Annotated in this window: 15 protein-coding genes; 9 read left to right on the plus strand and 6 right to left on the minus strand. The window is 35.0% G+C overall.

Annotated features, from left to right (window positions below; genetic code table 11):
• The first annotated feature begins 25 nt into the window (after nt 1-25).
• The 3 genes from AC3WRL_RS21205 (at nt 26) to AC3WRL_RS21215 (ending at nt 4,988) form a co-directional block, all read left to right on the plus strand.
• Nucleotides 26-2,389 carry a patatin-like phospholipase family protein gene (locus AC3WRL_RS21205; RefSeq protein ID WP_261509922.1) on the plus strand — a complete coding sequence of 788 codons (2,364 nt, stop codon included), beginning with the start codon at nt 26-28 and terminating at the stop codon, nt 2,387-2,389.
• Nucleotides 2,390-2,411: 22 nt separating this feature from the next.
• Nucleotides 2,412-3,101, plus strand: a complete 690-nt coding sequence (locus tag AC3WRL_RS21210) for an aspartate/glutamate racemase family protein (RefSeq protein WP_214827907.1) — start codon at nt 2,412-2,414, stop codon at nt 3,099-3,101.
• A gap of 105 nt (nt 3,102-3,206) precedes the next feature.
• The gene (locus tag AC3WRL_RS21215) at nt 3,207-4,988 is read left to right on the plus strand and encodes a GEVED domain-containing protein (protein WP_492331191.1); all 1,782 of its coding nucleotides are present in this window, start codon (nt 3,207-3,209) and stop codon (nt 4,986-4,988) included.
• Between the two features lie 63 nt (nt 4,989-5,051).
• Here the strand turns inward: AC3WRL_RS21215 and AC3WRL_RS21220 are convergent, their stop codons facing one another.
• From AC3WRL_RS21220 to truA, 3 genes are all read right to left on the minus strand, one after another.
• Nucleotides 5,052-6,815 carry an ABC transporter ATP-binding protein gene (locus AC3WRL_RS21220; RefSeq protein WP_214827903.1) on the minus strand — a complete coding sequence of 588 codons (1,764 nt, stop codon included), beginning with the start codon at nt 6,813-6,815 and terminating at the stop codon, nt 5,052-5,054.
• A gap of 207 nt (nt 6,816-7,022) precedes the next feature.
• A complete protein-coding gene (locus AC3WRL_RS21225; RefSeq protein WP_214827901.1) occupies nt 7,023-7,367 on the minus strand; it encodes a hypothetical protein in 345 nt (114 codons plus the stop codon).
• Between the two features lie 23 nt (nt 7,368-7,390).
• Nucleotides 7,391-8,182 (minus strand): tRNA pseudouridine(38-40) synthase TruA, encoded by a 792-nt coding sequence (gene truA / locus AC3WRL_RS21230; protein WP_492331192.1) that lies wholly within the window; start codon nt 8,180-8,182, stop codon nt 7,391-7,393.
• 49 nt (nt 8,183-8,231) lie between these two features.
• Between truA and lpxK the strand changes: the two genes are divergently transcribed.
• The 6 genes from lpxK to AC3WRL_RS21260 all read left to right on the plus strand — a co-directional run bounded on the left by lpxK (nt 8,232) and on the right by AC3WRL_RS21260 (nt 13,809).
• A complete protein-coding gene (gene lpxK / locus AC3WRL_RS21235; protein ID WP_261509924.1) occupies nt 8,232-9,269 on the plus strand; it encodes a tetraacyldisaccharide 4'-kinase in 1,038 nt (345 codons plus the stop codon).
• Nucleotides 9,241-10,056 carry a purine-nucleoside phosphorylase gene (locus AC3WRL_RS21240; RefSeq protein ID WP_492331193.1) on the plus strand — a complete coding sequence of 272 codons (816 nt, stop codon included), beginning with the start codon at nt 9,241-9,243 and terminating at the stop codon, nt 10,054-10,056. Before lpxK ends, AC3WRL_RS21240 begins: the two co-directional genes overlap by 29 nt.
• A 106-nt stretch (nt 10,057-10,162) precedes the next feature.
• Nucleotides 10,163-10,678: a TlpA family protein disulfide reductase gene (locus AC3WRL_RS21245; protein ID WP_492331194.1), complete on the plus strand. Its 516-nt coding sequence runs from the start codon at nt 10,163-10,165 to the stop codon at nt 10,676-10,678.
• A gap of 14 nt (nt 10,679-10,692) precedes the next feature.
• Complete coding sequence (locus AC3WRL_RS21250; protein WP_261509926.1) at nt 10,693-11,154, plus strand: GNAT family N-acetyltransferase; 462 nt, start codon at nt 10,693-10,695, stop codon at nt 11,152-11,154.
• A gap of 41 nt (nt 11,155-11,195) precedes the next feature.
• Complete coding sequence (gene dinB, locus AC3WRL_RS21255; RefSeq protein ID WP_492331195.1) at nt 11,196-12,293, plus strand: DNA polymerase IV; 1,098 nt, start codon at nt 11,196-11,198, stop codon at nt 12,291-12,293.
• A gap of 43 nt (nt 12,294-12,336) precedes the next feature.
• The gene (locus tag AC3WRL_RS21260) at nt 12,337-13,809 is read left to right on the plus strand and encodes an alpha-amylase (RefSeq protein WP_492331196.1); all 1,473 of its coding nucleotides are present in this window, start codon (nt 12,337-12,339) and stop codon (nt 13,807-13,809) included.
• A 294-nt stretch (nt 13,810-14,103) separates the two neighbouring features.
• Here the strand turns inward: AC3WRL_RS21260 and AC3WRL_RS21265 are convergent, their stop codons facing one another.
• The 3 genes from AC3WRL_RS21265 to AC3WRL_RS21275 all read right to left on the minus strand — a co-directional run bounded on the left by AC3WRL_RS21265 (nt 14,104) and on the right by AC3WRL_RS21275 (nt 16,325).
• Nucleotides 14,104-14,388, minus strand: a complete 285-nt coding sequence (locus AC3WRL_RS21265) for a hypothetical protein (protein WP_261509928.1) — start codon at nt 14,386-14,388, stop codon at nt 14,104-14,106.
• Between the two features lie 37 nt (nt 14,389-14,425).
• Nucleotides 14,426-14,683 (minus strand): hypothetical protein, encoded by a 258-nt coding sequence (locus tag AC3WRL_RS21270; RefSeq protein ID WP_214827871.1) that lies wholly within the window; start codon nt 14,681-14,683, stop codon nt 14,426-14,428.
• 307 nt (nt 14,684-14,990) lie between these two features.
• Nucleotides 14,991-16,325 (minus strand): carboxylesterase family protein, encoded by a 1,335-nt coding sequence (locus AC3WRL_RS21275; protein ID WP_261509929.1) that lies wholly within the window; start codon nt 16,323-16,325, stop codon nt 14,991-14,993.
• Between the last annotated feature and the right edge of the window lie 98 nt (nt 16,326-16,423).

Here is a 16,423-nt window from a genome sequence, read left to right on the forward strand (position 1 = left end):
CTATTTTTCAAGTAATATAATCAAAATGAAAAATTTTCTTCTTGTCTTTTTTTTATCTGTATTTTCTTTGTTTTCTGCTCAGGATTCGATAAAAGCCCCAACACCTATTACAAAAGATACAAAATTCGGACTAGCACTCAGTGGGGGTGGCGCCAAGGGATTTGCACATCTAGGAATATTAAAAACGATAGATTCACTCGGTATAAAAGTAGATTATATTACCGGAACCAGTATGGGTGGAATTCTTGGTGGGCTTTATGCAATGGGATACAATGGAGATCAGTTAAAAAAAATGGTGTATGGCATGAACTGGAAAAGGATTCTAAGTAATAAAATTCCATATAACCAGGTCAATATAAGTGAAAAAGATGAGTACAATAAATATATCCTTGAATTTCCCGTTAATGATGGGCGCCCTTCTTTGCCAAGTTCTTATATAGAAGGTCAGTACATGAGTGAAGTACTTAATACGCTTACTTTTCCTGCAAAACATATCAATGACTTCAGCAAACTACGTATTCCTGTAGAGCTTACCTCATCGGACATTGTAAATGGAGGATTGGTTATGCAGAAAAAAGGGTCTCTCGCATTGGCTATACGTTCTACATTGGCTATACCCGCAGCTTTTGCGCCCGTTTATATTGATGGAAAACTTCTTGTAGATGGAGGACTTGATAGAAATTTTCCCGTAAAGGAAGTAAAAGATATGGGCGCTGATTATATTATCGGTGGTTACACGGGATTCAGGCTTTTCACAAAAGAAGAAATCAAGAACCCAATGAAAATGATCTATCAGACTCACGCATTTCATTCTGTTCAGGACTTCAATGAACAAAAGAAAACCTCTGATATCCTCGTCGATTTTGTAACACCGCTTAATGATTATACCACCAAGGATTTCAGAAAATATAAAGAGATCATTAAAATAGGTGAACAGGAAGCTAAAAGACATCTTCCTGAATTTGTAGCCCTTGCCAATGAACAGCGAAGACTGGGAATTATTTATGATCATCAGCTTATCGAAGAGGTAAAAAAGCCAACTATACAATTTACATATAGTGAAGACAATGGTACACCAATCACTAATCTATCAGAAATTGAAGCAATAAAAAGCCTGATGGGATTAAAGGAAGGCATATATTATGATGCAAAAACAATTAATGCAGCAATTGACAGAGTTTTTGGAGTGCGACAGTATGATAGGGTTTATTATACCTACACCGATTCTGAAAATGGATTAATTATGAATATTTTCGTAAAAAGATCGGCTCCCAGCAACCTAAAATTAGCCCTTCATTACGATAATGAACAATCTGTAGGGATTATATTAAATTACACTTACCGGGATTATGCGGAAGGAAAATTTCGAGCATTGGCTACTGTTGATATTTCAGAACGTTTTAAAGCACGCTTACAGTTTCAGAAGTTTCTGGATACTGATTATCACTGGTGGGTAAGTATGGAAGGGAATATTTCATTTTTAAAAAGTAATGATCTCCTGCTAAGATTTTCTGATAACAATGACGCAGAGAATAATTTGTTTTTTCCAAATTATATTTATAGAAACATCAAGGCTAATACAGCCATAAATTATTCTATCCATCCAAATACAATGGCTTCATTTGGATTAGAGTTCAATGCAGAAAAGCTGAACAGATCTGTCGACAGAATTAGTCAGACCTTTACCGATTTATACAGCAAAAAAGTCTACTATCACACCAATCTCGATCTATTCTTTAAATTTAATCAAAACAGTTTTAATACAAGGTATTATCCAACCTCAGGAAATAATTTACAGTTTATTACAAAATACTATTTCGGAGATCAGCACGATTTATACGATCTAAAGGAAATACAGCCGCAATTATATGAATATTTAAACCCGGGAACTGATGGATATTATAAACCGAAGAATCTTATTACTTTAACCCTTAATGAGAATTATATCATTCCCATCAATAAAAAGGTATCTGTAAAGGCAAGTGCTTTTTTAGGAACCAATTTTTCACCTCAGACTTTAGGATCTTCAGAAGGTATGCCTTACCTATTTCTGAACCAGAAATTTAACCTTGGTGGAAGTGAATTTAATTTTGATGGTATGAGTCCTGAATTTAATGGTTTCAGACAAAAAGAGGTTCCCATAAATTCTGTTGCGAAAGTTGGACTAGAAGTTCAATATAGATTTTACCATAAGTTATATCTTACCCCTTCTTTTCATTATGCAGCGATTAGTGATGAGCTTTCTCCTTTTAAAAGTAATGCCAAGCTAATTGGTTATGGACTAAATCTTGGTTATGAATCTATTTTAGGACCTATTAACTTCAATATATCAAGAAATGATGCTCTTAATTTCTGGAGGGCTTATTTCAGTATTGGTTTTAAATTCTAATTTTCACCTTAGCAATTAAAAAATGAAATTAAAGAAGATCGGATTGGTAGGCGGAATCAGTTGGGTATCCACCTTAGATTATTATACATTCATTAATGAGGGAATCAATAATAAGTTGGGTGGATTAAACTTTGCCGAATGCATCATTTACTCATTGAACTTTGGGGATATCCAGGAAAAAACCTGGGAAAATTCTTATGAACTTCTGCTTAATGCCTGCGAAAGCCTAAAGAAAAGCGGTGCTGAAGCAATTGTTTTATGTGCTAATACAGCCCATTTATTTGCTGATAAATTAGAAGAACAGATTCAATTGCCATTCATAAACATCATCTCTGAAACTGCAAAATCTATTAATAAGGCTGGCTTGAAAACCATAGGACTTTTAGGCACCAAATTCACGATGGAAATGGATTTTTACAGCACTAAATTAGAAAGCTTTGGAATACAGGTACTGACCCCTGAAACACAAGAAGTGCGAGACTATATTCAACATACCGTAAAGGAAGAATTGGGAAGAGGAATTGTAAACCATCATACTAAAGAAAAATATCTGGAGATCATCCAGGATCTGATTAAAAGAGGTGCCGAAGGAATTATTTTAGGCTGTACAGAAATTCCTTTACTTCTTAACCAAAATGATTTTTCAATCCCTGTTTTTGACACTACAAAAATTCATTCTGAAGCCATTATTGAATATGCAATATCTTCCTAATATCACCTCTTAGGCACTTCAGAGGGCTTTTAAATTATTTCCCATAGTATTGATATTTTTGTTTAATTTTAATAATATTTTATTAACACCATTAACAAATATATTATGAAAAAACTATTATTCTCTGTTATTCTTGGTTTCTCGTGCACTACTTTTTATGCACAGAAAACCGAGTTAGTAGAATGCGGAACCGATGAATTAATGCGAAAACATTATCAGAGATTTCCGGAAGAAAAAGCCAGAGACAATGCTTTTAATTTAGAATTATCAAAACTGATCAAAAGTGGAAAACTAGCATCAACTATCGACAAAAATCAAGTCTATGAAATTCCTATCGTAGTTCATGTCGTAGGCGACGGAAGTGCTATAGGTACGGTAAACAACAAATCCGATGCTGATATTATTGCTTGGGTAAATTACACGAACGGTGTTTTCGCAGGAAATTCCTCCAGCGGTATGTCACCTTCCAGTGCTATATTGCCTGTAAAGTTTGTTTTTGCTAAAATCAGCCCCAGTTGTGCAACAACGAATGGAATCAACAGGATCAACGCATCAAATCTCCCTAAGTACGTAAGTGGCGGCGTAAATAATGACAATACCACCAATGCCGTAACTGCATCTGAAATTACAGCCATGGGAATGTGGGATACCAGCAAATATTACAATATCTACGTCGTTAAAAAATTAGCATCCAACTCTGGAACTCTTAATGGTTTTGCCTATTATCCTGGCGGAAGCAATGATTATGCATTTATGTCCACCAGTGCATCTGCTGTTAATGCCCAAACATTGGCACATGAATTTGGACACGCCCTAGGACTTCGCCACACTCATGAAGGCTTTAATGACTCCACTGGCGCATGTCCCACCAATACAGATTGTACATTACAGGGAGACCTGGTATGCGATACAGAACCTATGAAGAGCCTCTATCATTCTTCTGTTCCTTTTACGTGTCAGACAGGACAGATCAATCCTTGTACAAGTCTAACCTATGCAGGAGGTGAAAGAAATGTAATGTCTTATACTTTCTGTTTCAGGGATTTATTTACCAACGGCCAATCTGACAGGGCAACAGCACAGCTTTTACAATACAGACAATCACTTATAAATTCTCCTGTAGGTAATGCAACTCCTCCTAACAACACGGTATCTTTAACAACAGCTTGTGTACCGACAGCCATTACCAATCCAGGAAATTTCAATATCGGAATTACATCCGTTAAGTTTGGAAGCATTAATAATTATTCAACCAATTTTAAGGCCGTATCTAACAATTTCTATGAAAATTTCACAGGAAATTATTGCTTAGGCGTATCAAAAACATCCATACCTTCAGGCTCTCCAACAACCCTCACGGTTGCTCCCGGAGCAAATAACCCACATATAATTAAAGCATACATCGATTATAATAATGATGGCCAGTTCAATGAAACAACAGAATTGGTTCTTAACCAGAGTAATATAGCAAGTGGAGCTACTGCGACTGCAGCTGTTACTCCACCATCGAACGCTGTCGTTAATAAAGCTTTAAGAATGCGTGTGATCGGTGAATATAATGGTACTGCGGTGACTTCATGTTATACCCCAAAATATGGACAGGTGGAAGATTATTCAGTTATTATTCAGCCCCGAACTTTATCCACTAAAAATAATATGATTGAAAACAGGACAACTATTTCCCAGATAGAAAATACAGTCCAAATAAATAGTGATATAAAAATTGTTTCACTCACCATCTATGATTCTTCAGGAAGAATGCTGATCAACCAAACCAACATCAGATCAACTGAAGTAACGGTTCCAATTAATGCTAAAAATGTTGTCGTTATAGTACGTGCAACACTGGAAAATGGAAAAGTGATCACCCAAAAATTAAGATTCTAAAAACACAAAAAAAAGAGAGCTGGTTTTCAGCTCTCTTTTTATATCTATTAAATTCTATTTATTTTATTTTGAAGCTTCACTCTCTGCTTCCATTTCAACCTCATGCCTCAGCTGAGCTTTATACAAAGTAGAATAATATCCATTTTTATTAAGCAATTCCATATGCTTTCCCTCCTCAACAATTTTACCATGCTCCATGACAATGATCTTATCTGCTTTCTCAATTGTTGAAAGCCTGTGGGCAATGATAATAGAAGTTCTGTTTTTGGTAATTTTTTCGGTTGCCCTTTGAATCAGCTTCTCACTTTCATGGTCAATAGAAGATGTAGCTTCATCAAGGATAAGAATTTTGGGATCTGATAAATAAGCCCTTAAGAAAGACAACAACTGTCTCTGACCTAAAGATATCGATGAACCTCTTTCACTTACTACATAATCATATCCACCCGGAAGCTGCTGAATAAATTCATCTACTTCAATCTCTTTAGCACCTGCTTTTATTTTTTCTAATGTAACAGAATCATCTCCGAATGCAAGGTTTTCAAAGATACTTCCGTGGAATAAGAAAACATCCTGCAATACCACCCCTATATGACTTCTTAGATTATATAGCTCATAATCTTTAAGTTCCACATCATCAATAAAAATTTCCCCGGAATTAATATCATATAGTCTTGTGATCAAACTGATGATCGTAGATTTTCCAGCTCCAGTAGCTCCCACAATCGCTACAGTTTCTCCAGGATTTACTTTAAAATTTATTCCTTTTAAAACTTCCTGTTTCTCATCATAGGCAAAACGAACATCTTTAAACTCGATTTTACCATCAAAATGATCTTTCTTAATGGTACCATGATTAGGCATTGCATAATCTTCATCCATTACCCCCAAAACCCTTTCTGCTCCAACAATTCCACGTTGAATATTATTAAAACGATCCGCTATTTGTCGCAACGGACGAATCAACATTGAGATATATTGAATAAACGCAATAACTACCCCTGCACTAATTGTAATGTATCCACCATAAAAAAGAATGAATCCGATAAATAATGAAGAAATAAGTTCTACTACAGGAAAGAATAATGAGAAAATGAAAACAGTTTTCAATAAAGCGCCTTTCAGCGTAATATTGATATCATCAAATTTTTTGAATTCTGCTTGTTGCCTGTTGAAAACCTGAATAATGGGCATCCCTGCTAATCTTTCCTGAACAAAAGAGTTTTGGTTCGCTGTCCATGTTCTTTCATCTCCAAAAGCTTTTTTCAGTCTCTTTTGAAAGAATCTAGTGATCAAAACCATTAAAGGGAGAATTGCAAGGGTAATATAACTCAAATGAACATTGGTACTGAACATCATCACCAATACAAACACAATTCTCAGTATATCTCCAAAAACCATCAGGAAACCATCTGTATATACAGTAGCAATGGTTTCAACATCACCAACAGCACGTGTTACCAATTGCCCAATTGGAGTTTTATCAAAAAATGATGTCCTGAAATAGATAAGTTTAGCGTATAGCCTTTCTCTTATATCCCTGATTACATTCTGAGAAATATAGTTGGAGAAATACACCAAAAAGAAATTTAAAACAGTTTCAGCAAAAACCAATCCCACTAAAATGTAGATATGCTTCATCATTAAAGCTTTATCCTGCAGTTTCGTGATATCGTTATCTACAACCTGCATTGTAAGATAAGGTCTGTAAGTAGAAACTATTGATAGTATAATAGAAATTATTAGGGTAAGGATAAACCAAGAACGAAATTTCATTCCGATAAAGAAGAGCCTTTTAATAATTCCCCAGGTATCTTGTTTTTTCATTGTACAAATTGAAGAAAGAATTCAATTAAATTCTTTGCAAAAATAACACTTTATAATTTGAAAGCGGGAACAACTTATTCAAATAGTAATAGAAAATTTCTGATACCTATTATTTAAAATATGAATATCCTGTCATTACATATTCGTCATTTTCAACCCAAATATCCATCACACATACGATGGATAAATACAATGACAGATAAGTATTTATATATTTTCTTTAATGCCTATTTCTTCAATCTCTAAACTAGGTTTCTTCATAACTTCTTTCTTAAACTTTTTTTCAAGAAGTTGATAAATACCCCAGACCGCAACTATAGCAAATATCCAGCTTATAACATTAACCAGTGTAAAACCACTATAGTTATTATCTTCCAGAGAACCGGGATTCGTAATCGCAGTATAAACGCCGTAGCATAAAAGAAACACTACCTGAAATCCCAAGTAGATACCAATCGCCAAAAGCCCAAAATGCCATTTTGTTTTTCCAAATTTCTCGGCCAGCCCCGCGTAATATCTATAGGCTCCTATCAGAATAAAAATTGACATCATAGTTATTATTTTTTAGTTTTATTTTAAAATTCGTAGCCTACATCAACAAGAAAGAGACCCTGAGCCGGAGCAGAAGTTCCAGCAGAATTACGGTTTTTATCTTCAATAACTTTTCTTAAATCTTCGGGTTTTATTTTTCCGGCACCAATCTCTACCATTGTTCCAACAATTGCCCGTACCATATTTCTGAGAAAACGATTGGCAGAAACAGTAAACTTTAATTCATTCCCGTTTTGCTCCCATTCTGCTTTATACATTTTGCAGATATTGGTTTTATTATCTGTTTTCAATTTAGCAAAACTTGTAAAATCTTCGTATTCAAATAAAATTTTACAAGCTTCATTCATCGCCTCCACATTTAAAGATCTTCTCCACATCTGCCATGCAGAATCTATTGTAAAAGGATTTTTTTCCAAAGAAATATAATACTCATAAGTTCTATAAGTAGCATCAAATCGCGCATGGAAATCATCTTTTACCGGAAAAATTCTTTTAATGGAAATATCTGGTGGAAGAAAGCTGTTTAGTTTATGGGAAAGCTGATCATTTAAAACTTCTTCAGTATCAAAATGAGCAAACATTTTTTTAGCGTGAACACCAGTATCCGTTCTTCCGGCACCCGTAATTTTAATTTCTTCCCTTAAAATTGTGGAAAGTGCTTTTTCTAATTCTTCCTGTACAGAATTAGCATCCGGCTGGATCTGATAACCGAAATAATTTTTCCCGTTGTAAGAAAACTCTATAAAGTACCTCAATGTAATAGAATAACTCCACAAAAATACTTTAATTTTATTAAATATTTGTTGAAAAGTCATTGAGAATATTAAACAAAATCCTCTTGAAAATTACTATTTTTGCAATCGTATGAAAAGATGGTACCTTTATCCCTTCTCTGTAGGTTATCATTTGGTAACGGGTATCCGAAACACAATGTATGATCTGGGGATCTTTAAATCTACGAAATTCAAAACACCGATCATCAATGTCGGTAACTTGTCTGTTGGCGGAAGTGGAAAATCACCAATGGTGATGTACCTTGCCCAATATCTATCTAAACATTATAGAACCGGTGTTCTTTCACGCGGCTATGGCAGACTTACAAAAGGTTATGAAATAACGAATTATGACAGCAACTATAAAATGGTTGGTGATGAAGCTATGCAGTTATTCGAACGTTTTAAGAACCGGTTTGTAATTGCCGTTTCTGAAGAAAGAGTTCCTGGTGCTAAAAAAGTGATTGAGGATATGGATCTCGATGTTTTGGTGCTTGATGATGCACTGCAGCACAGAGCGATCAAAGCTGGTTTCAATATTTTGATGACCGATTTTAATGATCCTTATTTTAAAGATCATCTTCTTCCTGCAGGAGACTTAAGAGAATCGAGAGGCGGAGTAAAAAGAGCAGATATCATTATGGTCAGTAAATGTCCTGATGAATTGACTGAGGAAACCAAACAGTATTACATTTCGAGAATAAGACCTGATCGTTATCAGAAAGTATTCTTTTCATCTATCGGATATGACGAAAATGTATATGGGAAAGAAAAAATGCTTCCTGACAACAACCTTAATTATTATGATATTCTTTTAATTACAGGAATTGCAAATCCAAAACCTCTATTAGAACATTTGGCTAAATTTTCCAATAGAGTAAAACATCTAAAATTCAGGGATCATCATAATTTTTCTGACGACGATATCAAAAAAATTGTTGCTGAATATAAAAAATTAGGTGAATACAAATTAATCCTTACAACGGAAAAAGATTATGTCCGTTTAAAAAGCTTTGACTATCTTAGAGATATTGTTTACTACTGGCCTATCAATGTGATCATTGATAAAAAGGAAGAGTTTAACCAAATCATCTTAGATTATGTTAGAAAAAATCACGGAAACCGTTAATTTCATTAAAAATATTATTCGGGATACCCCTGAATTTGCTATTGTTTTAGGATCGGGATTAGGAAAACTACAGGATGAAGTTGAACCTATTCATATATTAGAATATAAAGACATTCCCAACTTTCCTCAAACTACCGTGGCTGGTCATGAAGGTCAATTAATTTATGGAATTTTAGAAGGTAAAAAAGTTTTGATGATGAGTGGTCGTTTTCATTATTATGAAGGCTATTCTATGGAAACTGTTGTATTTCCTATCCGTGTTTTTCATCTATTAGGAATCAAAAACCTTCTTCTTTCTAATGCTGCAGGAGGAGTAAATCCCAATTATAATGTAGCAGATATTGTAATTTTAAAAGACCATATCAATATGATGCCTGAGCATCCTCTTAGAGGCAAAAACATTGATGAATTCGGACCTCGCTTTGTTGATATGAGCGAGCCTTACAATAAAAAAATGATCGCTGTAGCAGAAAAGGCAGCTTCTGAACATAATATTAAAATTCATCAGGGAGTTTATGTAGGTCTGCAGGGTCCAACTTTTGAAACGCCTGCAGAATATGGAATGATAAAAGCGATAGGTGGTGACATGGTGGGAATGAGCACCGTTCCTGAAGTCATCGTTGCCAAACATATGGATATGAATGTCTTTTGTGTTTCTATTATTACCGATCTTGGAGGCCCGGATGTTGCTTTCGCTGTATCACATGAAGAAGTTCTGAATGCAGCCAACAAAGCAATGCCTAATGTAATTACGGTTGTAAAAGGCTTGGTTAAAAACTTTCAATAATTCTTTTATTGAATTTTCAAATTTCTTAAATTTTTTCTAATTAATACAGAAAGCAATTCATAACTTCGTTTCATTGTTTAGATTTGTAAAAAAAATGAAATTGAAAATGAAAAAGCTATTCTTATTTTTTATGTTAGGAAGTTTTGGACTTTCTTATGCACAGCAAACTCCAAAAGTTCTGAAAACCAGTTTTTCTAAAGAAGCTTTACAACAAAAGCTTGAAAATGAAGACGGAAAAAATATTACGATGCAAGATATTCTTGATCAGCATAAAGGGAAAGTTGTTGTGATTGATTTCTGGGCCGGATGGTGCAGAGATTGCCTGAAGGCACTACCAAAAGCTCAGGAATTGGAGAAAAACAATCCGAATATAGATTTCGTATTTCTTTCATTAGAAAGATCTAAAGAGGGTTTTGATAAAAGCCTTGAAAGATTTGATATGAAGGATAAAGATAATTACTGGTTTGCAACGGGATGGAAAAATGATTTCAATAACTATATTGACCTCAACTGGATCCCAAGATATATGGTGATTGACCAAAAATCTGCAATTGCAAAATACTATGCGATCACACCGGAAGATCCTGAAATTCAAACTACCATAAATAAGCTTTTACAATAGAATAATATACTGTTATGACTATAAGAGAAGCTACGAAAGAAGATTTGAAAGTTCTTTTAGAATTTGAACAAGGTATTGTTGATTCTGAAAGACCTTTTGATAAAACTTTAATTGATGGTGAAATCCATTATTACGATTTAAATTTTTTGATTAGTTCAGAAGATGCTTTATTAGTTGTCGTTGAAAAAAACAACGAAATTGTTGCCTCAGGATATGCCTTGATCAAGGAAACACAAAAAGATTACAGCAATTTTAAAAAATATGCCTACCTCGGTTTTATGTTTGTAAAACCCGAATATAGAGGCCAGGGAATCAATCAATCTATTGTTGATAAATTGATTGAATGGTCAAAAGAGAAAGGAATGTATGAAATAAGGTTAGATGTATATGATAAAAATGAATCGGCAGTAAAAGCTTATGAAAAGGCCGGTTTCGAACCCCTGCTTCTTACGATGAGATTAAAAAAAGAATCTTAATTCACTGAAAAATAGAAATAAATGAATCCATATCTTTGTATATGGATTTTTCTTTTCCCATCCGCAAAATTATTCATGTTGATATGGATGCATTTTATGCTTCTGTAGAGCAGCATGATAATCCTGCACTTCGGGGGAAGCCCATCGCAGTAGGCGGTGAACATCGCGGGGTTGTTTCAGCTGCAAGTTATGAAGCAAGGAAATTTGGAGTCCGTTCTGCCATGCCCAGTAAAACGGCAAAAGAAAAATGCCCCCATCTTATTTTCGTTCCGCCACACTTCGCACGATATAAGGAAGTTTCAAAAAAGATCCGAGAAATCTTCCATGAATATACAGATTTGGTAGAACCTTTATCTTTAGATGAAGCTTATCTGGATGTCACTGAAAATAAAAAAGATATAGAATCTGCTAATGAGATCGCAAGAGAGATCCGTCAGAAAATATTTGAACAAACCGGCCTCACGGCTTCAGCAGGAATTTCTGTCAACAAATTTTTAGCAAAAGTAGCTTCTGATATTAATAAACCCAATGGCCAGAAAACAATACATCCTGATAAGATCGAAAGTTTCCTGGAAGAATTACCTGTAGAAAAATTTTATGGAGTTGGAAAAGTGACTGCTAATAAGATGTTTACTTTGGGGATTTTTAAAGGAAAAGATCTAAAGAAGAAAACACTTCCGGAACTTGTCAGTCTTTTTGGTAAATCAGGAAGTTACTATTATAATGTAGTCCGTGGCATTCATAATTCTGAAGTTAAACCTCATCGAATTCAAAAAAGTGTAGCTGTAGAACGTACATTTTTTGAAGATCTTTATGATGAACAGCAGATCAATGAAAAATTAAAAAGCTTAAGCGAGGAATTACATCAAAGATTACAAAAGAATAATATTCTTGGAAGAGCACTTACTTTAAAGATAAAATATAAAGACTTTTCGCTTTTTACCAGAAGTATGACAAAAGAAGAATATTATATTTCCGATGAAGAATATTTCAAAACAGCCCAAAAGCTATGGGAACTTAGACCTTTTGATAAACCGGTCCGTTTACTGGGATTATCCCTCTCCCACCTTAATACGGAAGAAAAAAAACAAATCTCCGTTCAACTAAAAATCCCGTTTGAAGAGTTTGGAAATCAATAGTTATAAATTTTCACTACATTGTAGTAAGTAAACCTTATAATGTATGAATTCAACAATGATTCAGTTTTTTCACTGGTACTCAGATGGAAATCAAATGCTTTGGAAGGAGGCTCAAAATCAATCCGAATATCTTGCAGAATTAGGAATTACATCAGTATGGTTTCCACCAGCTTACAAAGGAACAAGCGGCGGGTATTCTACAGGATATGACGCTTATGATCTTTTCGATCTCGGAGAATTTGATCAAAAGGGAGGAATTCCTACCAAGTATGGTATAAAAGACGACTATATAAAAGCAATTCAGGCTTTAAAAAAACAGAATATCCAGGTTATTGTTGATATTGTTTTAGGACATAAGGCAGGGGGTGATGAGCTTGAAAAATTCAAAGCTGTAAAAGTGGATGAAAACAATAGGGAAAAAGTAATTTCTGATATTATTGAAATAGAGTCTTATACTAAATTTACCTTTCCCGGAAGACATAAAAAATACTCTGATTTTGAATGGAACTTTACCTGTTTCAGCGGTGTAGATTATGCGGAAGGAATGGATTCTCATATTTTTAAAATACAGTCTGAATATGGAAATGACTGGGAAGAGATGATAGATGATGAAAAAGGAAATTATGATTATCTGATGTATAATGACATTGAACATCGTAATCCTTTTGTTCGTGAGGAACTTAATAGCTGGGCAAAATGGTATTTTGATCAAACTGATTTTGATGGAGTGAGACTGGATGCTTTAAAACATATTTCTTTTGATTTTTATAAAGAATGGCTTACGCTGATCCGGTCCAACTCAGGGAAAAATATTTTTGCTGTTGGAGAATATTGGGCGCCGGGATACTTACATCTACTTCAAAAATACATTGACGTCACGGAAGGATGTATGAGTTTGTTTGACAGCTCTTTACAAAATAATTTTCATAATGCGTCTAAAGAAGGAGGTTCTTATGATTTAAGAAAAATATTTGATGAGACCTTGACCCAGGCAGATTCTTTACATTCGGTAAGTCTTGTTGATAATCATGATACTCAGCCACTACAGGACCTTGAAGCTCCTGTTGAAGAATGGTTCAAACCGATCGCATATGCTTTGATCCTATTAAGAGAAGATGGGTATCCATGCGTATTTTACCCCGATCTCTATGGTGCTCATTATGTTGATAAAGACAGGGAAGGGAATGATCAGGAAATTTTCCTGAATAAGGTAGATGGAATTGAAGAATTACTGAAAGCCCGAAAGGAGTATGCCTATGGGATTCAAAAAGATTATTTTGAAGATTCCAATTGCCTGGGATGGATTCGTGAAGGAAATGATGAGCATGCAGGCTGTGCCATTGTTCTAAGTAATAAAGAGGCCTACAATAAGCCCATGGAAATGGGTGAAAAATATATTGGACAAACTTTTTACGATTTACTCGGCAGATTCGACGAAAAAATAATCATTGATGAGAAAGGCTGGGGAAATTTTCCGGTTCCTGCAGGAAATGTAAGTGTATGGATCCCTCAATAAATTTTCAAAAAAGAGCATACATGGCAGGAAAGGTTATTCCTTCTGTCATGTATGCTTAAAAGTGGAATCTTTTAATTAGTTTGTAGATCCTAACACTGTATATATCTACAGTTCCATATGTCCGTAGCCCATTCGCAACATTGGTTGTCTTCGTTTGAAGTACAACAAACCTTACCCCGGGTAATGTCTCCTGCTTTTATAGTTTTAAGTTCCTGTCTGTCGAGCTGTCGAACACGACGCTGTTGTAAAGTATTATTTTTCATTTTGAAATATTTTTGATTGATAAAGTAAAGTTTAATCGCTGAAACAGAAATTCGGACAAGGATCCGAAGTCACATAATTGTAAGTCCCACAATAGCAGGTATGTGTTGACCCTGTGCCACCTCCACCTCCTGTACTACCACCAGTGGAAGGATTATAAGGTACACATCGTCCATTATCACATATCTCACCAGAGCCACAGCCACCCTCTCCAGGGCCACCTCCTGAAAAACAATAAGCAGGCTCTCCGGGAGATCCGGCCAGTAGATTCTTTAGTGTATCTCTACTCAGTTCATTCCATTGAAATTTGGTATTCATGATCTTTTAATTTGGTATTAGTAGTTACTTTTTTGGTTTATGTTGTTTGTTCAGGATCTGGTCCACCTAGACCACCACCAGTTCCTCCTCCGCCACCACCAGAGCCACCTGTACCAGTACCTCCACCGGAACCACCACTACTTCCGGAAAGTTCACATCCATATAATCCACATACATAAGGATAAAGACATTCCTCACCTCCTCTGGCGGATACATTAGTACAGCCTTCACCACCAGCTAGTACTGTTTTCAGAGCTGTTCTGCTCAACTGTTTTTGAAAAAGTTTTGTTTTCATATTTATTACATTTAAGACTTGATTACTCAAATATAACAAAATATTAAACGTATTATTGAATAAAAATCACTAAATAAAGAATTAAAGCTACCAAAAACACATTTTGATTTCTTCTTTAAACACAAATCTTTAGCACAAATGTTTACAAATAGATTTTGTAGACCTATCAAAAGTCTCATTCTATTGGTTACATTTCTGACATCTTTTAATTCAAATGCAATGGCTTAGATTTTTAAAGCTCAGTATTCCCAAATAAATATCGGTGTGATTCGTGAAATCATTAGTGTTATTTGTGTTTAGATCTAAACTACATTCTTTGGATTTTTAAGATCTCCGGTTTTTCCGAATCATCGGAAATATGCCCGTTCCGAGCAAACTCCGCCCACAATGCTCTTAGTTTTCTTCCGTTTTCATGAATATACTCCCAAGGAATATCTTTTAATAATCCTGCAGATCTCCATGCACCTTCATTTCCAAATAATAAGGGTAAGTCAATGCTATGAGCTGCGCCGATATGATTCGTTTCCAGCGTCGAGTAAATCCTGAATAAATAAACATTACCTCCCGCCAACGCATAATTCTCAGCAAAAAGCTCTGCTGGTTTCCCATAGATCTTTTCTGTGGTTAAATGAACTGTTTTATTGATGAGTTTCTGTCCAAAACCCTTACCGAAATAGGTATTTAATGCTTCAGATGTTTTAAGGTAAAAAGCGGTTTCATCATTATTTAATCCTATTAAAACATCAAATTTATTTGCCCTGGTATTCCATCTTTCTTCTGCTTCATCTTCTCTGCATAAAGGTGGAAATCCATATTGAAGGCCAAATGGCATTACCGCTTTCAGTCCGTATTTTATGACAGAGGGAACTTCTTTTTTGTATGCTAACATCATTTTTAAAACATCAGCTTCATTTTTTATGCCGTCTGTTCTCCTGAGAAATTCAGCAGACATTTTTTGCCTGCCATGACGAAGTCCTAATGGTGCACTTTGAATAATAACGCGTTGGAATAATCCTTCAATACCGTCTGAGATCATTAAATGGGCAATCACATCACCTCCGGAAGACTGTCCAAAAAGGGTAATATTTTCTGCATCGCCACCAAAGCTTTCGATATTCATTTTGATCCATTTTAATGCTTCAATGACATCAAACAAACCAAGGTTTGCAGGTCTTTCTTCATTCCCTCCTAAAAACCCAAACATCCCTAACCGGTAAGAAACTGAAACAACGATAATATCCTGTTCTTTCACCCATTCACTGGCATCTGAAGTGGGAATATCTCCACAGCCTATTTCGTGGGAGCCTCCATGAATCCAAACAACAACAGGGAGTTTATTTTTTTCACCTTCAGAACGAACAACAGAAAGATACTGTGTAGATTCATCCACTTCAAAGTTGTCAAGATTGGTATGTCCAATCATTTTTTCAATAAGAGGGCTAATGCTCTGTGGACAAACAGGTGTTTGATCCGGGAAAATAATTTCAGCAGTTGATGGCTGAATAGGAACAGGCTTTTTAAATCTTTCGGAACGGGCATAACGGATACTTCTGGCCCTGATAACGCCATTTTCTCTAAGTGCTATTATTCTTCCGAAAGGAGTTTGAAAGACATAAGTGCCGATCTGCTGCTGTGATTTCATCTCAAAAAACTTCTTTATTAAAATTAAAGCAGTTTTTTTTAAATCTCGAATTTATTTGAAAGAAAATGACTATTCTTTTAATTTACTTAAACACAAAT

Source organism: Chryseobacterium sp. FW101-FHT12H09 (assembly GCF_058790395.1).